15 protein-coding genes are annotated in these 16,906 nt (G+C 70.4%); 8 read left to right on the plus strand and 7 right to left on the minus strand.

What is annotated here, in order from left to right:
* The first annotated feature begins 1 nt into the window (after position 1).
* A complete protein-coding gene (locus ADBZ9K_RS20660) occupies positions 2–727 on the plus strand; it encodes an SIMPL domain-containing protein (protein WP_526623735.1) in 726 nt (241 codons plus the stop codon).
* 12 nt (positions 728–739) lie between these two features.
* Here the strand turns inward: ADBZ9K_RS20660 and ADBZ9K_RS20665 are convergent, their stop codons facing one another.
* From ADBZ9K_RS20665 to dacB, 5 genes are all read right to left on the minus strand, one after another.
* A complete protein-coding gene (locus ADBZ9K_RS20665) occupies positions 740–1,111 on the minus strand; it encodes an MmpS family transport accessory protein (RefSeq protein ID WP_526623737.1) in 372 nt (123 codons plus the stop codon).
* A gap of 133 nt (positions 1,112–1,244) precedes the next feature.
* Positions 1,245–1,850 carry a hypoxanthine phosphoribosyltransferase gene (gene hpt / locus ADBZ9K_RS20670; RefSeq protein WP_526623739.1) on the minus strand — a complete coding sequence of 202 codons (606 nt, stop codon included), beginning with the start codon at positions 1,848–1,850 and terminating at the stop codon, positions 1,245–1,247.
* Positions 1,851–2,813, minus strand: coding sequence for a tRNA lysidine(34) synthetase TilS (tilS, locus tag ADBZ9K_RS20675; RefSeq protein WP_526623741.1), 963 nt, complete (start codon positions 2,811–2,813; stop codon positions 1,851–1,853).
* The gene (locus ADBZ9K_RS20680) at positions 2,792–3,865 is read right to left on the minus strand and encodes an Rv3626c family coenzyme F420 biosynthesis-associated protein (RefSeq protein ID WP_526623742.1); all 1,074 of its coding nucleotides are present in this window, start codon (positions 3,863–3,865) and stop codon (positions 2,792–2,794) included. Before ADBZ9K_RS20680 ends, tilS begins: the two co-directional genes overlap by 22 nt.
* Positions 3,862–5,250: a D-alanyl-D-alanine carboxypeptidase/D-alanyl-D-alanine endopeptidase gene (dacB, locus tag ADBZ9K_RS20685; protein WP_526623744.1), complete on the minus strand. Its 1,389-nt coding sequence runs from the start codon at positions 5,248–5,250 to the stop codon at positions 3,862–3,864. The genes ADBZ9K_RS20680 and dacB overlap by 4 nt, the downstream gene beginning before the upstream one ends.
* Before the next feature lie 120 nt (positions 5,251–5,370).
* Here dacB and ADBZ9K_RS20690 point away from each other — a divergent pair, with 120 nt between their 5' ends.
* The 4 genes from ADBZ9K_RS20690 to ADBZ9K_RS20705 are packed head-to-tail and all read left to right on the plus strand — an operon-like array spanning position 5,371 to position 8,558.
* Entirely contained in the window at positions 5,371–5,859 is a 489-nt protein-coding gene (locus ADBZ9K_RS20690; RefSeq protein WP_526623746.1) for an inorganic diphosphatase, read from the plus strand.
* 60 nt (positions 5,860–5,919) lie between these two features.
* Positions 5,920–6,498, plus strand: coding sequence for a 2-oxo-4-hydroxy-4-carboxy-5-ureidoimidazoline decarboxylase (locus tag ADBZ9K_RS20695; RefSeq protein WP_526623748.1), 579 nt, complete (start codon positions 5,920–5,922; stop codon positions 6,496–6,498).
* A 45-nt stretch (positions 6,499–6,543) separates the two neighbouring features.
* Positions 6,544–7,581, plus strand: a complete 1,038-nt coding sequence (gene alc / locus ADBZ9K_RS20700; protein WP_526623750.1) for an allantoicase — start codon at positions 6,544–6,546, stop codon at positions 7,579–7,581.
* A gap of 11 nt (positions 7,582–7,592) precedes the next feature.
* Entirely contained in the window at positions 7,593–8,558 is a 966-nt protein-coding gene (locus ADBZ9K_RS20705) for an alpha/beta hydrolase (protein ID WP_526623752.1), read from the plus strand.
* 105 nt (positions 8,559–8,663) lie between these two features.
* Here the strand turns inward: ADBZ9K_RS20705 and ADBZ9K_RS20710 are convergent, their stop codons facing one another.
* The gene (locus tag ADBZ9K_RS20710) at positions 8,664–9,089 is read right to left on the minus strand and encodes a hypothetical protein (RefSeq protein WP_526623754.1); all 426 of its coding nucleotides are present in this window, start codon (positions 9,087–9,089) and stop codon (positions 8,664–8,666) included.
* A 72-nt stretch (positions 9,090–9,161) separates the two neighbouring features.
* Positions 9,162–10,130: a TerC family protein gene (locus ADBZ9K_RS20715; protein ID WP_526623756.1), complete on the minus strand. Its 969-nt coding sequence runs from the start codon at positions 10,128–10,130 to the stop codon at positions 9,162–9,164.
* Between the two features lie 240 nt (positions 10,131–10,370).
* Between ADBZ9K_RS20715 and ADBZ9K_RS20720 the strand changes: the two genes are divergently transcribed.
* From ADBZ9K_RS20720 to ADBZ9K_RS20730, 3 genes are read left to right on the plus strand one after another with little or no spacing between them, the layout of a single operon-like run.
* Positions 10,371–14,276: a Pls/PosA family non-ribosomal peptide synthetase gene (locus ADBZ9K_RS20720; protein ID WP_526623757.1), complete on the plus strand. Its 3,906-nt coding sequence runs from the start codon at positions 10,371–10,373 to the stop codon at positions 14,274–14,276.
* Positions 14,273–15,610, plus strand: coding sequence for a M1 family metallopeptidase (locus tag ADBZ9K_RS20725; RefSeq protein WP_526623759.1), 1,338 nt, complete (start codon positions 14,273–14,275; stop codon positions 15,608–15,610). The genes ADBZ9K_RS20720 and ADBZ9K_RS20725 overlap by 4 nt, the downstream gene beginning before the upstream one ends.
* Positions 15,607–16,893: a polysaccharide biosynthesis protein gene (locus ADBZ9K_RS20730; protein WP_526623761.1), complete on the plus strand. Its 1,287-nt coding sequence runs from the start codon at positions 15,607–15,609 to the stop codon at positions 16,891–16,893. The genes ADBZ9K_RS20725 and ADBZ9K_RS20730 overlap by 4 nt, the downstream gene beginning before the upstream one ends.
* Positions 16,894–16,906 lie beyond the last annotated feature (13 nt).

Here is a 16,906-nt window from a genome sequence, read left to right on the forward strand (position 1 = left end):
CATGCCGATCCCGGGACGTCGCCGTCTTGTCGTTGCGTTGACCGCCGCCGGCCTGCTCACCGCGGCGCTGTCCGGGTGCGACGCGACCGCGGGCCCGGTCGGGGCCAACCCGCGTCAGGTCACCGTCGTCGGGGCCGGCGAGGTGCAGGGCGTGCCGGATACCCTGACCGCCGATGTCAGCATCGAGGCCGTCGCCCCGGATGTCACCACGGCGATGAACCAGACCAATGACCGGCAGAAGTCGGTACTCAACGCGCTCAACGCCAGCGGCGTCGACGCCAAGGACATCAGCACGACCCAGGTGAGCCTGCAACCGCAGTACACCGACAACTCGGTGATCAACGGCTACCGGGCCAGCAATTCCGTCCAGATCAAGATCCGCAAGCTCGACACCGCATCCCAGGTGCTGGCCAACGTCATCAACGCCGGCGGCGACGCCACCAGGATCAACTCGGTGAGCTACTCCATCGAGGACGACTCCAAGCTGGTCAGCGATGCCAGGGCGCGGGCCTTCAATGACGCCAAGCAGCGCGCCCAGCAGTACGCCGAACTGTCCGGGCTGTCGCTGGGCAAGGTCATCTCGATCTCCGAGGCACCCGGGGGCATAACGCCGCCGCCCCCGGTTCCGATGCCGGCGCCGCGCGGGGCGATGGCCAGCGAGGTTCCGCTGCAGCCCGGCCAGCAGACCGTCAGCTTCTCGGTGACGGCCAGTTGGGAATTGAGCTAGCCGCCGACCGGATCAGTCGTCGTAGTCCTCGTGGCAATCGACGTCGGCCGTACCGTCATTGTCCGAATCCCGGTCGACGATCTGCCCGTTCACCGTGATCGTGCACGTCACCTCGGTGCCGGTGGATCGGGCCGTCACGGCAACCGGGGGGCGTGCCTGCGCGCTGGTGATCGTCGTCGACCACGGGGCCGTGACATTGGTCAGCACCTGGCGGTTGTTGTTCGCGTCCAGGTAGGAGATGCTGGCCAGCGGTGCGTTGCTGGTCACCGAGTAGACGACGACGGCGCCGTCGGCGAGGGCATGCGGCGCCAGGACCAACGCGAGAACCGGGACGACCGCCGACAGTCCCACCCGGTACGACCGGATGCCTACAGTGCGATTCACAGAGCTCTCTTCCGCCGGTCGATCGTGGTCGCCGAGGACGCTACCTCGCACCAACCCGGGGAGCAGGACTTGTCACCGACTCTTCGCCTGCCCGTCGCGTGCGCGATGATCCGCGCCGGCGTCGCCGAACCGGCTAGTGCTGATACACCCGGGGGTCGAGCGTGCCGATGAACGGCAGATCGCGATACCGCTCGGCGTAGTCCAGGCCGTAGCCCACGACGAACTCGTTGGGGATGTCGAAACCGACGTAGGCGATGTCCACATCGGCGCGCACGGCGTCGGGTTTGCGCAGCAGCGTGCATACCCGCAGCGAGCGGGGATGGCGGGTGGCCAGATTGCGCAGCAGCCAGGACAGCGTCAACCCGGAGTCGACGATGTCCTCCACGATCAGCACGTCGCGGTCGTGGATATCGCGGTCGAGGTCCTTGAGGATGCGGACCACACCCGAGGACGACGTCGACGAGCCGTAGGAGCTGACCGCCATGAACTCGAGTTGGGTGGGAACCGGCAGCGCGCGGGCCAAGTCGGTGACGAACATCACCGCCCCCTTGAGGACGGTCACCAGCAGCAGGTCCTGGCCGCCCAGCGCGTCGCCGTAGTCGCGGCCGACCAACGCCGCTAGCTCTCCGGTACGGGCCTGAATCTGCTCTTCGGACAACAGGACCGATTTGATGTCCCCGGGGTACAGCTCGTGCGCCGACACGAGCACACTGTGCCACGACCAGGGCTCAACAACCAATCACACGGGCTGCGAGTACATCACCAGCCTGCCGTCGCGGCGACCGGCGAACAGCCGCCGGTGCCGCAGGCCGGAGCCCACCGCCACCCCGCCCTGCCCCCGCCACGCCGTCACCAGCGCGTCCACCGCGCGGATCTGCTTGTCGGTCAGATTCGCCGCCCCGCCGGCCAGCAGCCAGCGCCGGATCACCCGCCGGCGCAGCGCGGCGGGCAGCACGATCAGGGCGGCCACGGCCAGCGCATCGCCGTCCTCGGCGTCGTCGAGCGCCCGGCCGGCCAGCATGTCCAGGGTGTCGGTGTCCTCGCGCAGGGCGGCGGCGGTCCGGGCCAGCGCTTCGGCGACGCCGCCGCCGAGCACCTCCTCGAGCAGCGGCAACACCTCGGTGCGCAGCCGCACCCGGGTGAACCGTGCGTCGCGGTTGTGCGGGTCGTCCCAGGGGGCGAGACCGAGCTCGGCACAGGCGGTGTGCGTGACGGTGCGGCGCACCCCCAGCAGCGGGCGGCACCAGGGCGGGTCGTGGGCCCGCATCCCGGCGATCGACCGCGCACCCGAGCCGCGGCCGAGCCCCAGCAGCACGGTCTCGGCCTGGTCGTCCAGGGTGTGGCCGAGCAGAACCGGGGCACCGGCGCGGGCGGCGGCCAGCGCCGCGTACCGCGCGCTGCGCGCGGCGGCCTCCGGACCGCCCTCGGCGCTCACCTGAACGCGCAGCACCCGGGCCTGCACGCAGCCGAGTTCCCCGGCCTGCCGGCAGGCGGTCTCGGCGACGTCGGCCGAGCCCGGCTGCAGGCCGTGGTCGACGACCAGGGCGGTGGTCGGCAGAACGGCGGCCGCAGCCGCCGTCAGCGCCAGCGAGTCGGGACCGCCGGAGAGCGCCACACACCACGACGTGGCCTCCGGCAGCCAGTCCGCCGCGAAGCGGGCCACGGTGGCCCGCAGGGTGGCTACAGCACCCGGTCGATCCACCGCTGCGGCTCTTCGACCTCGTCGGGCAACGGCAGTGTCTGGGGGCTCGTCCACACCACGTTGAACCGGTCCATGCCGACCCGGTCCACCACGTGGTCGACGAAGGCCTTGCCCCGGGTGTACTGGCTGAGTTTGGCGTCCACGCCCAGCAGCGCACGCAGCAGTCGTTGCAGCGGCGGCTGCTTGCGTTGGCGCCGCCGGTCGAAGCGATTGCGGATCGTCTGCACCGACGGCACGACGGCGGGGCCGACGGCGTCCATCACGTGATCGGCGTGGCCTTCCAGCAGGGTGCCCAGGACCAGCAGCTGGTCCAGCGCCGCGCGCTGCGGTTCGGACTGCACCGCCCGCATGAAGCCGAGGATGCCTGCCTCGTTGGGGCCCTGCTCCCCGCGGCGGCGAGCTTTGACGAAGTCGGCCAGCCGGGACACCACCTGGGCCACGTCGTCGCCGCCGTCGGCGGTCAGCACGCCCAACGCCTGCGACATGTGTTGTGCCAGCCAAGGATTGGCAGTGAATTGCACCCGGTGGGTCACCTCGTGCAGGCACACCCACAACCGGAAGTCGGCCGGGGAGACCCGCAGCTGGCGTTCGACGGCGATGACGTTGGGATAGACCAGCAGCAGGTGGCCGCCGTCGGCCACCTCGGCACCGGCGAACGGGTCGTACTGGCCGAGGATGCCCGAGGAGATGAACGCCAGCACGGCGCCGGTCTGGGCACCGGTGACCCGTCCGGTGATCGGATTGCTCGGTGTGTTCGTGCCCCCGGTCATCGCCCGCATGGAGTCGGAGGCGGCGCGGACCCACTCCTGCCGGTCGACGATGCGCGCATCGGGCACCGGGGCGTCGACCGCCATCCGGGTGACCTCGCGCACCGGGGCTTCGGCGGCCCGGGCGGCCGCGGCGAGCTCGTCGATGGCCTGCCTACGGGTGTAGTCGGTGGCCGGCGGGCCGGACCGGACCAGCCACGCCCCGACGTTGCCGGCGAACACCCAGTCGACGGCTCGCCCGACGGTCACCGCGGACGCCGATCCGCCCGTACCGTTCCCGCTCACGCGCCACAACCGCAGGTACGCAGCGTGCCGGCCAGAGTGTCGAGGGCGACGCGGCCCATCGGGCCGGCGTCGTTGGAGATGAACGCGAAGGTCAGGACCCGGCCGCTGGCATCGGTGACGATCCCGGCCAGCGAGTTGATGGCGGTCAACGACCCGGTTTTGGCGCGTAGCCAGCCCGCCGAGGACGTGTTCGGATCGTCGCTGCCGAGGAACCGGTCCGACAGGGTGCCGCTGCCGCCGGCGATGGGCAGCAGATCCAGCAGCGGGCGCATGGCCGGATGATCGGGTCCCGCCGCCGCACCGATGACCTCGTCGAGGGTCTTGGCAGTCAGCCGGTCCAGCACCGACAATCCGCTGGAGTCGACCAGCGTGGCCCCGGTCATGTCGACCCCAGCGCCGGACAGTGTGCTGGTCACCGCATCGACGGCCCCGACGAAGCTCTGCGGACGGCCGGTTGCTTTGGCCACTTCCCGGGCGATGGATTCGGCCATCACGTTGTCGGAGGCGTTCATCATCTGCCGCAGGCGTTCGATCAGCGGCGCGGACTGCACCGAGGCCAGCTGCCGCCCCGAAGGCGGCCCCTGGGCGAAGGTGACGCGTGCCGGATCGACACCCAGCGCCACGGCCAGGGCGCGGCCGGCGTCGAGCGCGGGTGTCGTGGAGCGCGCCGAGTCGACCGTCGTCGGCTGGGTGCGGCCGGCGTCGAGCATCACCGACTGCAGGGGCGCGATATCGCCACCGTCGATGTCGGCCGGATCCCAGCCCGGCGCGAAATCGGGCCCGCTGAACAGGGAGTTGTCCACCTGCACGGCGGTGACGGCGATCCCGCTCTGGCGGACCTGGTCGGCGAGGTCACTGATCCGCGCCGCGCCGCGATACCAGGTGTCCTGGCCGGCCGGGGCGGCCGACACGATCGGGTCGCCGCCGCCGACGAGCACCACGACCCCGGGCTGGCGGGTCTGATCCGCGGCGACGACGGTGGTGGTGACCCGCTCGTCGCGGTCCAGGACGAGCAGCGCAGCACCGGTGGTGAGCACCTTGTTGGTCGACGCCGGCAGCATCGGCATCCCGGAGCGCTGCTCCCAGAGCTGGTCCCCGGTTTCGGCGTCGGTGACCCGACCCGTGACGTTGCCGAGGTTGGGGTCGGCGACGGGTGCGGCCAGCGCGGCGGCCAGACCCGCGGCGGTGGGCGCCTTGGCGGAGTCCGACACGGGCAACACGGCCGGGCTGGCGGTGGCCGGCGGCCGGGCCGCGGGTACCTGCGCACTGCTGGTGTCACCACCCGATGTCAGGACGGCCGCCACCGCTACGACGGCGGCGACCAGCGCGATCACCGCCACGGCGAGCACCACATGGGTGGAGCGCCGCCACCGTGTGGGCTTCATGACTCTCCTGACGTCTTTTCCCATTGTGCCCAACCACCCTGAAGCGCAGGGTATCGCTGGCGTTAGGGTTATGCCCCGTCGCCACCGGGCGATCGATATTCAGCGGGAAGGAGTCGCGCGGTGCAGTTCGACGTCACCATCGAGATCCCGAGGGGTCAGCGGAACAAGTACGAGGTCGACCACGAGAGCGGACGGATCCGGCTGGACCGCTACCTCTACACCCCGATGGCCTACCCCGCCGACTACGGCTTCATCGAGGACACCCTGGGCGAGGACGGCGACCCGCTGGATGCCATGGTGCTGCTCCCCCAGCCGGTGTTTCCCGGCGTCATCATCGAGGCCCGGCCGGTGGCCATGTTCAAAATGGTCGACGAGGCGGGCGGTGACGACAAGGTGCTGTGCGTGCCGGCCGGAGACCCCCGCTGGGACCATGTCAGCGACCTCGCCGACGTGCCCGCCCTCGAGCTGGAGGGCATCAAGCACTTCTTCATGCACTACAAGGACCTCGAACCCGGCAAGTTCGTGAAGGCCGCCGACTGGGTGGGCCGCGCCGAAGCCGAGGCCGAGGTGGAGCGCTCGCGGGCGCGGTTCGCGGCCGAAGGCCACTGACCAAAACCCGATGGTGACGCGGCTCACGCTGCGCAGGCCAGGATTTTCCTGCCCGTAACAATGGGTAACGCGGTTGTGGTCTGGCTTTCCGATGATGGTGGTGTGTTGTTGCACCAAGGCATCGGGCTCGAGGCCTTCAACGAACTGCCGGACCGCAAGGCCGTGCATGCGCTCTATGAATGCTGCAACAGCGTCACGCTGGCCCGCGATCTCGCGAGCGGTCGTCCCTACGCCGACCACAGCGGCCTGTTCCGCCGCGCTGACGCGCTGCTGTTCTCGCTGTCGGAAACCTCGATCGATGACATCCTGCAGGCCTACCCGCACGTCGGGCGCCGCCCGCGTAGCACCAAGTCGCAGGCCGAGCAGTGCTCGGTGTGGGACGACTCGCCCGAGGTGATGGCCGAACTCAACGCGGTCGTCAAGGAGTACACCGAACGGTTCGGCTTCGACTTCGTCATGCACGTGGGCGGCCTGGCCCCCGGCACCTGCGCCAAGTCGGTCATCGCGGCGGTGCACGACCGGATGCATCACGACCCGGAGACCGAACGCAAGGTCGTTCGCAACGAGCTGGCCCGGATCAACCGCAGCCGCCTCGAGCGCATGCTCGGGCCGGAGGGCGGCTACGACAACTGGGGCTGACCCCCTGGCCCAGCCGAAACCCACGCGGCCACTTAGGCTCGTGACGTGATCGGCGGCGCGCAGAATCCCTCGCAGACGCAACCCCACTTCCTGTCACTGCCCGATCTGGCGGCCCGGCCGGCCGGCGGCGCGGTGGTGTGGGCCAACGACGACCTGTTCGCCGAGCGGGAGAACCTGATCGCGCCCCGGCCGGCGGAATTCCGTCCGGCCACCTTCGGCCACAAGGGCCAGATCTACGACGGCTGGGAGACCCGGCGCCGGCGCGGTGTCGGGCCCGACGACTGCGACACCGCGATCGTGCGGCTGGCCGTGCCGGGCATCGTCGGCGGCGTCGTGGTCGACACCGCCTGGTTCACCGGCAACTATCCGCCGCAGATCTCCGTCGAGGCGGCCTACGTCGAGGGATATCCGAGCGCCGACGACCTGGCCCGCACCACGGAGTGGACCACCATCGTCGACCGCAGTGACGTCAACGGTGATACCCGAAACCCGTTCAAGGTCAACTCCTCTCGCCGCTGGACGCATGTGCGGCTGTCGATCTACCCCGACGGCGGTGTGGCCCGGCTTCGGGTGCACGGCGAAGGCCTGCTCAACCCCCGGTTCGCCACCGGTATGCCGCTGGACCTGGCGGCACTGGAGAACGGCGCCCGGGTCAACGCCTGCTCCAACATGTTCTACAGCTCCCCCAACAACCTGCTGCTGCCCGGCACCGCCCGCACCATGGGCGACGGGTGGGAGACCTCGCGGCGCCGCGACGACGGCAACGACTGGGTTCAGGTCCGGCTGGCCGGCCACGGGGTGCTGACCGCCGCCGAACTGGACACGTCCTACTTCATCGGCAACGCCCCCGGCGCGGCCCGGCTGATGGGCCGGGACGGATCCGGTGACTGGTTCGAGCTGCTGCCCACCACCGCGCTGCAACCCGACACCCGGCACCGGTTCCTGCTCTCCGAGCAACGCCCGGTCACCGATGCCCGGCTCGACATCTATCCCGACGGCGGCATGGCGCGGCTGCGCTTGTTCGGCCGGCTGACCGACGACGGGCTGCGCGCGGTCCGCCAGCGATGGGACGCCAGCGCCTAGGGTGGACAAGCGTGGCCCTGCCGATAGATCCCGAAGTCCACGCCCTGCTGCAACCGCTGATGACCGCGGCCGCCGACCTCGAGCCGCCCGCGGTCGGTGACGTCGCCACCCGCCGCGAACGCGCGATACCGTTGTTCCGGTTGCTGGCCGAGCTCCGCGGCCCGGTCAGCGGTGTCGAGGTGGCTAGGCACACCCTGACCGTCGCCGATGGCACCGACCTGGACCTGGCGTGGTACTTCCCGTCCGCCTCGGAGCTGCCCGGCAGCGCCGCACTCTACCTGCACGGCGGCGGCATGATCCACAGTCTCACCGAGACCGGACCGACCTACGACGCGCTGGTGCGCAGCTACGTCGCCGCCTCCGGGGTGCCGATGCTGACCGTGGATTACCGTGTGGCGCCGGAACATCCACACCCCACGCCGGTCGAGGACTGCTACGCCGCCCTGAGCTGGCTGGCCGAGAACGCCGCTGTCCTGGGCGCCGACCCGGCCCGGCTCGCCGTCGCCGGTGACAGCGCCGGGGGTGGTCTGGCGGCGGGGGTAAGCCTGCTGGCGCGCGACCGCGGCGGCCCCGCACTGGCGGCCCAGCTGCTGATCTACCCGATGCTCGACGACCGCACGACGACCCCGGATCCGCATCTGGCGCCGGAGTTGCTGACGTGGAACTACGAGGACAACGTCACCGGCTGGGGTGCACTGCTCGGCGATCGGGCCGGCGGTGCCGACGTGCCGGTGTACGCCGCGCCGGCGCGCGCCGAGAACCTGGCCAACCTGCCGCCCACCTACATCGACACCGGCGATCTGGACATCTTCCGCGAAGAGGACATCGCTTATGCGCGAAGGCTTTCCGCCGCCGGGGTGCCCACCGAGCTGCACGTGCATCCCGGCTGCCCGCACGCCTTCGAAGGATTGGCGCCCACCGCCGAGGTGTCCGTGCGGGCGATCGCCGACCGGGTGCGCCGATTGCGCTCGATCTAGCCGGCGGCCCAGTGCCCGCCGCCGACAGTAACCATGCGGCGGTCATCGGGACGATGATCCGCCCTCAGGTTACTGTCGCGGAAATTTCCCGCCGGCGCGGCCGGGTCAGGCCGCCGAGATCCGCAATCTTTCCTGGATGCGACGCAGCGCCGCGTGCGCCCGTGGTCCCAGATCCTCGCCGGGAGCCACCGGGATGAGCGTGACCCCGTCGGCAACCCCGGCGACGTACAGGTCAGCGACCAGTCCGGCCAGGCCGTCCACGGTGCCCGCGTAGTGCACCCCGGCGTCGGCGTCCTGATCGGGGATGGCCGCCAGCGCGGTGCGCGCATCGTCGGCCACCGAGACGGCCAGGTCGAGGACGACCGCAACGTCGGCGGGCAGCCGGCGCCGCCGGCGACGGGCCTCCTGTAGGTCCGGGGCGCTCAGCCGCACCACCGGGTTGCCACCGCCGGTGAGCTCGGTTACCGCGCCCCCGGCCTCGGTGATGAACACCCGCAGCGCCCGGCGTCCCAGAGCCCGTGATTCCGGCATGCCTGCCACGCTAGCGGCGCCATCGGGCACCGCCAACGGTTGCGCTCAGCCCGACGCGAACCGTCGCGACCCTCACTTCTTGTCGATCACGCGGGTCTTGACCAGGCTGGCCACCATGGTCAGGAACAGCGTCAGCACGATGACGGCCAGGCTGAGCAGGGTCGGAATCTCCGGGACGTTGACGTGTTCACCGCCGTTGATGAACGGCAGTTCGTTCTCGTGCAGTGCATGCAGCACCAGCTTGACGCCGATGAAGAACAGGATGAACGCCAGCCCCTGCGACAGGTACACCAGCCGGTTCAGCAGATCGCCGAGCAGGAAGTACAGCTGGCGCAGCCCCATCAGCGCGAACAAGTTGGCGGTGAACACGATGTAGGGCTCGCGGGTCAGCCCGTAGATGGCCGGGATGGAGTCCAGCGCGAAGAGCAGGTCGGTGGTGCCCAGCGCCACGATGACCAGGAACATCGGCGTCATCAGCCGGGTGTTGCCGTCTTTGAGGTAGAGCTTGAGACCGTCCCACTTGTCGGTGGTCTTGAAGTACTTCCTGGCCAGCCGTACCACCGGGTTCTCGGCGTCGTCGTCGTGCTCGGTGTCGCGGGCCAGCTTGACGGCGGTGTACACCAGGAACGCGCCGAAGATGTAGAAGATCCACGAGAACTGCTGGATCGCAACGGCTCCCAGCGCGATGAAGATGCCGCGGAAGATCAGCGCCAGCACGATGCCGACCAGCAGTGCCTGCTGCTGGTAGACCTTGGGCACCTTGAAGCTGGCCATGATGATGATGAAGATGAACAGGTTGTCCACCGACAGGCTGTATTCGGTGAGCCAGCCGGCGTAGAACTCCAGCCCCAACTGGCTACCGTGGAAGTTCCACACCCAGACGCCGAAGGCGATCGCCAGGCCCACATAGAACGACAGGTAGAGGCCGCACTCGCGCATGGTCGGTTCGTGCGGGCGCCGGGCGATGACGATGACGTCGAAGAGCAGGACCGCCGCAGTCACTCCGATGGTGATGAACCACTCGAGCGGTGACACGTTCAACTGATGACCTCCGGGCGCCACAAAACGTCCGAGGTCTCTTCCGCCGGTGTGGACGGCCCGCGGCACCGGACGGCCGATGACGACCGACGTGGTGACGACACCGCGGCGAAGGAATACTCCCCTCTGGAGGCAGTCTGTCAGGTCTGCGCGCGGTCCGCCAAACCGAAGCGCAGCGATCGTACGGTCCCACCGTCGCGTCCGACGCCCCCATGTCAACGACGCCGCCTAGGATCCACAGTCGTGACGACGCCGGAAATTCCCCCGCAATACCTGCTCTCCGAGCAGGCTCCGCCGCCGCGCACCCTCATCGACATCCTGTACGACACCGCCAACCGCTTCCCGGACGCCGCGGCCATCGACGACGGCGCGGTGCAGTTGACCTATGCCGAGCTGATCGCCGACATCGAGGAGAGCGTCAACTGGCTGGCGGCGCGCGGAATCGGGCGCGGCGACCGCATCGGCATCAGGATGCCGTCGGGCAGCTACGCCCTCTACGTCGCGATCCTGTCGACGCTGGCGGCCGGCGCGGCCTATGTCCCCGTCGACGCCGACGACCCCGACGAGCGCGCCGAGTTGGTGTTCGGCGAAGCCCAGGTGGTCGGGATCATCACCGACGCGGGGCTGGTCCGTGGGCCCGGCTCGTCGCGCGGGTGGCGCGCCACCGCGCCGCTGGGCCGCGACGACGCGTGGATCATCTTCACCTCCGGATCTACCGGCACCCCCAAGGGGGTGGCGGTCACCCACCGCAACGCCGCGGCATTCGTCGATGCCGAGGCGCGGATGTTTCTGCAGGACAATCCGATCGGTCCGGGCGATCGGGTGCTGGCCGGACTGTCGGTGGCCTTCGACGCCTCCTGCGAAGAGATGTGGCTGGCGTGGCGTTACGGCGCCTGCCTGGTGCCGGCCCCCCGCGCGCTGGTGCGTAGCGGCATGGATCTGGGCCCGTGGCTGGTATCGCGCGACATCACGGTGGTCTCCACCGTGCCGACGCTGGCCTCGTTGTGGCCCGCCGAGGCACTCGAGGCGGTGCGGCTGCTGATCTTCGGCGGTGAGGCGTGCCCGCCCGAGCTGGCCGAGCGGCTGGCCGTCGAAGGCCGCGAGGTGTGGAACACCTACGGGCCCACCGAGGCCACGGTGGTGTCCAGCGCGGCCCGACTCGACGGGCGCACCGCGGTCAGCATCGGTCGGCCGCTGCCCGGCTGGGACCTGGCGGTCGTCGACAAAGAGGGCACGCCGGTGGGCCTGGGTGCCGTCGGCGAACTGGTGATCGGCGGGATCGGCCTGGCCCGCTACCTGGACCCCGAGAAGGACGCCGAGAAGTACGCCCCGATGCCGTCGCTGGGCTGGAGCCGCGCCTACCGCAGCGGCGACCTGGTGCGGCTGGAGGCCGACGGGCTGTACTTCCAGGGCCGCGCCGACGACCAGGTCAAGGTCGGCGGCCGGCGCATCGAACTCGGCGAGGTCGACTCGGCGCTGGTACACCTGCCCGGCGTGAGCGGCGGGGCCGCCGCGGTCCGGCGCACCGCCAGCGGCACGCCGATGCTGGTCGGCTACATCGCCAGCGCGAATCCCGATTTCGACCTCGCGGCCGCCCGCGCCCATCTGACCGAGAGCCTGCCCGCGGCGCTGGTGCCGCGCCTGGTGCTGGTCGACGAGCTGCCCACCCGCACCTCGGGCAAGGTGGACCGCGACGCGCTGCCGTGGCCGCCACCCGGTTTCCAGGAGTCCGAACCCGACCTCGGCGGCACCATGGGCTGGCTGGCCGGGCTGTGGCGCGACGTCCTCGGCGCCGTGGTCGACGGCCCCGAAGCCGACTTCTTCGCCCTCGGTGGCGGCTCGCTGTCGGCCGCGCAGCTGGTGGCCGCGCTGCGCGGGCGTTATCCCCAGCTGACCGTGGCCCAGCTCTACGACCACCCCCGGCTGGGATCGCTGACGGAGTTCCTCGACGAGATGGCCCCGGCGGTGGCGGTCAGCCCGCGCACGGTCAAACCCACCCCGGTGTCCACCCAGGTTGCGCAGGTCCTGCTGTCGATTCCGCTGGCCACACTGACCGGCCTGCAGTGGGTCACCTGGCTGGCGTTGATCAACAACGTCGCCGCCGCGGTGCACCCGCTGCCGTGGCTGATCCCGGTGAACTGGTGGCTGCTGGCGCTGGCCTTCATCGTCTTCATCACCCCGATCGGGCGGATGGGCATCGCGGTGCTGGGCGCGCGGACACTGCTGTCCGGGTTGCAGCCGGGCAGCTACCGACGCGGCGGCTCCGAGCACCTGCGGGTGTGGCTGGCCGAACGGCTGGCCGATGCCAGCGGCGCGGAGAATCTCGCCGGCGCGCCGTGGCTGGTGTACTACGCGCGGGCCCTGGGTAACAGGGTCGGCAAGGGCGTGGACCTACACTCGGCGCCCCCGGTGACCGGGATGCTGCAACTCGGCCACCGGGTTTCCATCGAGCCGGAGGTCGACCTGACCGGGCACTGGATCGACGGCGATCTGTTCCATGTGGGCCCGATCACCGTCGGCAACGACGCCACCGTCGGCGCGCGCACCACCCTGTTCCCCGGCGCCGTGATCGGCAAGAACGCCGATGTGGCACCCGGGTCCGGAGTGGTCGGCAAGGTGAAGAACGGGCAGTACTGGAAGGGCTCGCCGGCGGTGAAGTCCGGTAAGGCCCGCCACCCGTGGCCCGAATACCGGCCGCCGCGCGCGGCCCACTGGGTGGCCATCTACGGCATCACCTCGGTGCTGCTCGGCGCGGTGCCGCTGGCGGCGCTCGGGTTCGGACTGGCGGTGGTGATCTGGCCCGCGCGGCATAGCGCCACGCTGTCGTCGGCGATCGGTGCTGCCGCGCCGTGGATCCCGGTGGCCGCGCTGGCCGCCTTCGGCGTCTACGCCGTGCTGACCGTCATCATGGTGCGTCTGCTCTCGATCGGCCTGCGGGAGGGCTACCACCCGGTGCGCAGCCGGATCGGGTGGCAGTTGTGGGCCACCGAACGACTGATGGACGCCGCGCGCGACTACCTGTTCCCCATCTACGCCAGCCTGCTCACGCCGTGGTGGTTGCGGTTGCTCGGGGCCAAGGTCGGCCGCGACACCGAGATCTCCACCGCACTGCTGACGCCGAAGTTCACCGTCGTCGAGGATGGCGCGTTCCTGGCCGACGACACCATGGTCGCCTCCTACGAACTGGGCGGCGGCTGGATCCACGTGGCCAAGGCCACCGTCGGAAAGCGGGCGTTCCTGGGCAATTCCGGCATCACCCAACCGGGCCGGCGAGTCCCCGACGACGGACTGGTCGCGGTGCTGTCGGCCGCCCCGTACAAGGCCAAGGCCGGTTCGTCCTGGCTGGGCAGCCCGCCGATCCGGCTGCGCCGCCACGCCGATTCCGCCGACGCGGCGCTGACCTACAGCCCGCCGATGCGGCTCAAGGCGATGCGCGCCGCCGTCGAGACCTGCCGGTTGTTCCCGGTGATCGTCACGTTCGCGATCGGGATCGCGGTGCTGGGTGTGCTGCAGACACTGGCCAGCGAGTTCGGGTTCGGTGGGGCGGCGCTGGCCGGTGGGGTGCTGCTGCTGGCGGCCGGCGCGGTCGCCGGTGGCATCGCGGTTGCCGCCAAATGGCTTGTGGTGGGCCGGATCCGGGTCGGCGAGCATCCTCTGTGGTCCTCGTTCGTGTGGCGCAATGAGGTGTCGGACACGTTCGTCGAGACGGTGGCCGCGCCCTGGTTCGCCCGCGCCGCCAGCGGCACCCCGGTGATGAACCTGTGGCTGCGCGCGCTCGGGGCCAAGATCGGCCGCGGCGTGTGGTGCGAGACGTACTGGCTGCCCGAGGCCGACCTGGTGACCCTGCAGCGCGGCAGCACCGTCAACCGGGGCTGCGTGGTGCAGACGCACCTGTTCCACGACCGGATCATGCGGATGGACACCGTCGTGATCGAGGAGGGCGCCACCCTGGGCCCGCACTGCGTGGCGCTGCCTGCCGCCAAGCTTGGTGCGGGCGCCACCGTCGGACCTGCGTCGCTGGTGATGCGCGGCGACGAGGTGCCGGCGTCCACCCGCTGGCAGGGCAATCCCATTGCGCCGTGGGTACTTTCCCGCAAGAAGACTCGTAACGACAGCCCCGGGCCCAAAACCGAGGGCAGCGCCGCGTGAAACGTCCCGCCAAGAAGGCCGCCAAGAAAGGCGCGCCGCCGGTCATCGATCCGTACCTGCCACGCAATGGCAACTTCGGCTACCGAGTGTCGCGCTACGAGCTCGACCTGGAATACAAGGTCGCGATCAACCGACTGGCCGGAACGGCCACCATCACCGCCGTGACGCTGGCGTCGTTGCAGACGTTCACCCTGGACCTGTCCGAGTCGCTCTCGGTGACCAAGGTCGCGGTCAACGGCCGCCGCCCGTCGCATTTCGGAAGCTCGGCGGGCAAGCTGCACATCACGCTGCCCGCGCCGCTGCCCGCCGGGGCGGCAATGTCGGTCACGGTGCGCTACGGCGGTTCCCCGCGGCCGATCCGAAGCCTTTGGGGCGAAGTGGGTTTCGAGGAGCTGTCCAACGGCGTGCTGGTCGCCGGGCAGCCCAACGGCGCGGCGTCGTGGTTTCCCTGCGATGACCACCCCAGCGCCAAGGCCAGCTATCGCATCCAAATCAGCACCGACAGCCCCTATCGTGCGCTGGCCAACGGCGAACTGGTCTCGCGGCGGGTCCGCGCCGCTCATACGGTGTGGACCTACGAGCAGCCCGAACCCACCTCGACCTACCTGATCACCCTGCAGATCGGCATGTACGGCACCACCAAGCTGCCCAAGGCTCCGGTGCCGATGCAGGCGGTGCTGCCGGATCGGTTACGCCGCGACTTCGACCACGACTTCGGCCGTCAGCCGCAGATGATGAAACTGTTCGTCAAACTGTTTGGGCCCTACCCGCTGTCCAACGGATACACCGTCGTCGTCACCGATGATGACCTCGAAATTCCGCTTGAGGCACAAGGAATTTCGATCTTTGGCGCCAACCACTGCGACGGTAAGCGCGGGTCCGAGCGGCTCATCGCCCACGAACTGGCGCACCAGTGGTTCGGCAACAGTGTCACCGCGCGACGTTGGCGCGACATCTGGCTGCACGAGGGATTCGCCTGCTACGCCGAGTGGCTGTGGTCGGAGCAGGCCGGCGAGCAGACCGCCGAACAGTGGGCGCGGCACTACCACGCCAAGCTGGTGAACTCGCCACAGAATCTGCTGCTGGCCGACCCCGGCCCGCGGGACATGTTCGACGACCGGGTCTACAAGCGCGGCGCGCTCACCCTGCACGCACTGCGGCACACCATTGGCGACGAGAAGTTCTTTGCGCTGCTGCGGGATTGGACGACCCGCTACCGGCACGGCACGGTGGTGACCGACGACTTCACCGGCCTTGCCGCCAATTACGCCGACGTGCCCCTGCGTCCGCTGTGGAACGCCTGGCTGTACTCGACCGAGGTGCCCAGGCTGTGACCGACGCCGGCGCCTCCTTCGACGCGCTGAGTGCCACCGGTACCCACCCGATCGCCGGGGCGGGGGCGATCAGCCGTGCCAGCGTGGCCCGGGTGGGCGCGGCGACGGCGGTCTCGGCCGTGTGCGGCTACGCCGTGCTCTACTTGGCGGCGCGCGCACTCGACCCGGCCGGCTTCTCGGTGTTCGGGGTGTTCTGGGGGGCGTTCGGATTGGTCGGCGGGGCTGCCTACGGGCTGCTGCAGGAGTCCACCCGGGAGGTGCGATCAGCCGCGGGCCACAGCGGTACCGCCGAGGGACCACGCACCCATCCGATGCGGGTCGCCACCGCCGTCGGTGTGGTGGCGGCGCTGGTCATGGCGGGCACCTCGCCGCTGTGGGCCCCGCACGTGTTCTCTGAGTCACGGACGTTGTCGGTGGTCCTGCTCAGCGTGGGTCTGGCCGGTTTCTGCATCCACGCGACATTGCTGGGCATGCTGGCCGGGACCGGGCGCTGGGGTCAGTACGGCGCACTGATGGTCACCGACGCCGTCATGCGCGTGATGGTGGCCGCGGCGGCATTCGCCGTGGGCTGGGGACTGACCGGCTTCCTGTGGGCCACGGTCGCCGGCGCGGTGGGCTTTCTGTTGGTGTTGGCCATGTCTCCGGGGGCGCGTTCGGCCGCGGCGCTGCGCACACCCGGCAGCGCCAGGGAGTTCCTGCGCGGGGCCGGGCACTCCATCGCCGCCGCCGGTGCCAGCGCGATCCTCGTCATGGGGTTCCCGGTGCTGCTGAAGGCGACGTCGGGTGAACTCGGCGCGGCCGGTGGCGTGGTGATCCTCGCGGTGACACTGACCAGGGCGCCGCTGCTGGTTCCGCTGACTGCCATGCAGGGCAACCTGATCGCCCACTTCGTCGACCACCGCGGGCACCGGCTCAGGGCACTCATCGCTCCGGCTGCGGTGGTCGTCACGCTCGGCGCGGTTGGCGTCCTGGTCGCCGGACTGGTCGGTCCGTGGCTGATCCGGGTGGCCTTCAGCGACGAGTACGCGCCCAGCGGCGCGCTGCTGGCCTGGCTGACCGCGGGCGCGGTGGCGATCGCCCTGCTGACGATCACCGGGGCCGCCACCGTGGCCGCCGCGCTGCACCGGGCCTACTCGATCGGCTGGGTGGGGGCCACCGTCGCCTCGGCCGCGCTGCTCACCCTGCCGATGGATCTGACCGACCGCACGGTGGTGGCGCTGCTGTGCGGACCGCTGGTCGGGATCGCCGTCCACCTGGTCGCATTGACCCGCGCCGCGCGCTGAACCGCCCCGGATC

It is taken from the genome of Mycobacterium sp. (assembly GCF_965229265.1).
Classification (GTDB): Bacteria; Actinomycetota; Actinomycetes; order Mycobacteriales; family Mycobacteriaceae; genus Mycobacterium.

Coding starts and splice junctions, on each gene's coding strand:
- ADBZ9K_RS20660 (WP_526623735.1), top strand. CDS start 2: ATGCCGATCCCGGGACGTCGCCGTCTTGTCGTTGCGTTGACCGCCGCC.
- dacB (WP_526623744.1), bottom strand. CDS start 5,250: ATGAAGCCCACACGGTGGCGGCGCTCCACCCATGTGGTGCTCGCCGTG.
- ADBZ9K_RS20695 (WP_526623748.1), top strand. CDS start 5,920: ATGGGTAACGCGGTTGTGGTCTGGCTTTCCGATGATGGTGGTGTGTTG.
- ADBZ9K_RS20710 (WP_526623754.1), bottom strand. CDS start 9,089: ATGCCGGAATCACGGGCTCTGGGACGCCGGGCGCTGCGGGTGTTCATC.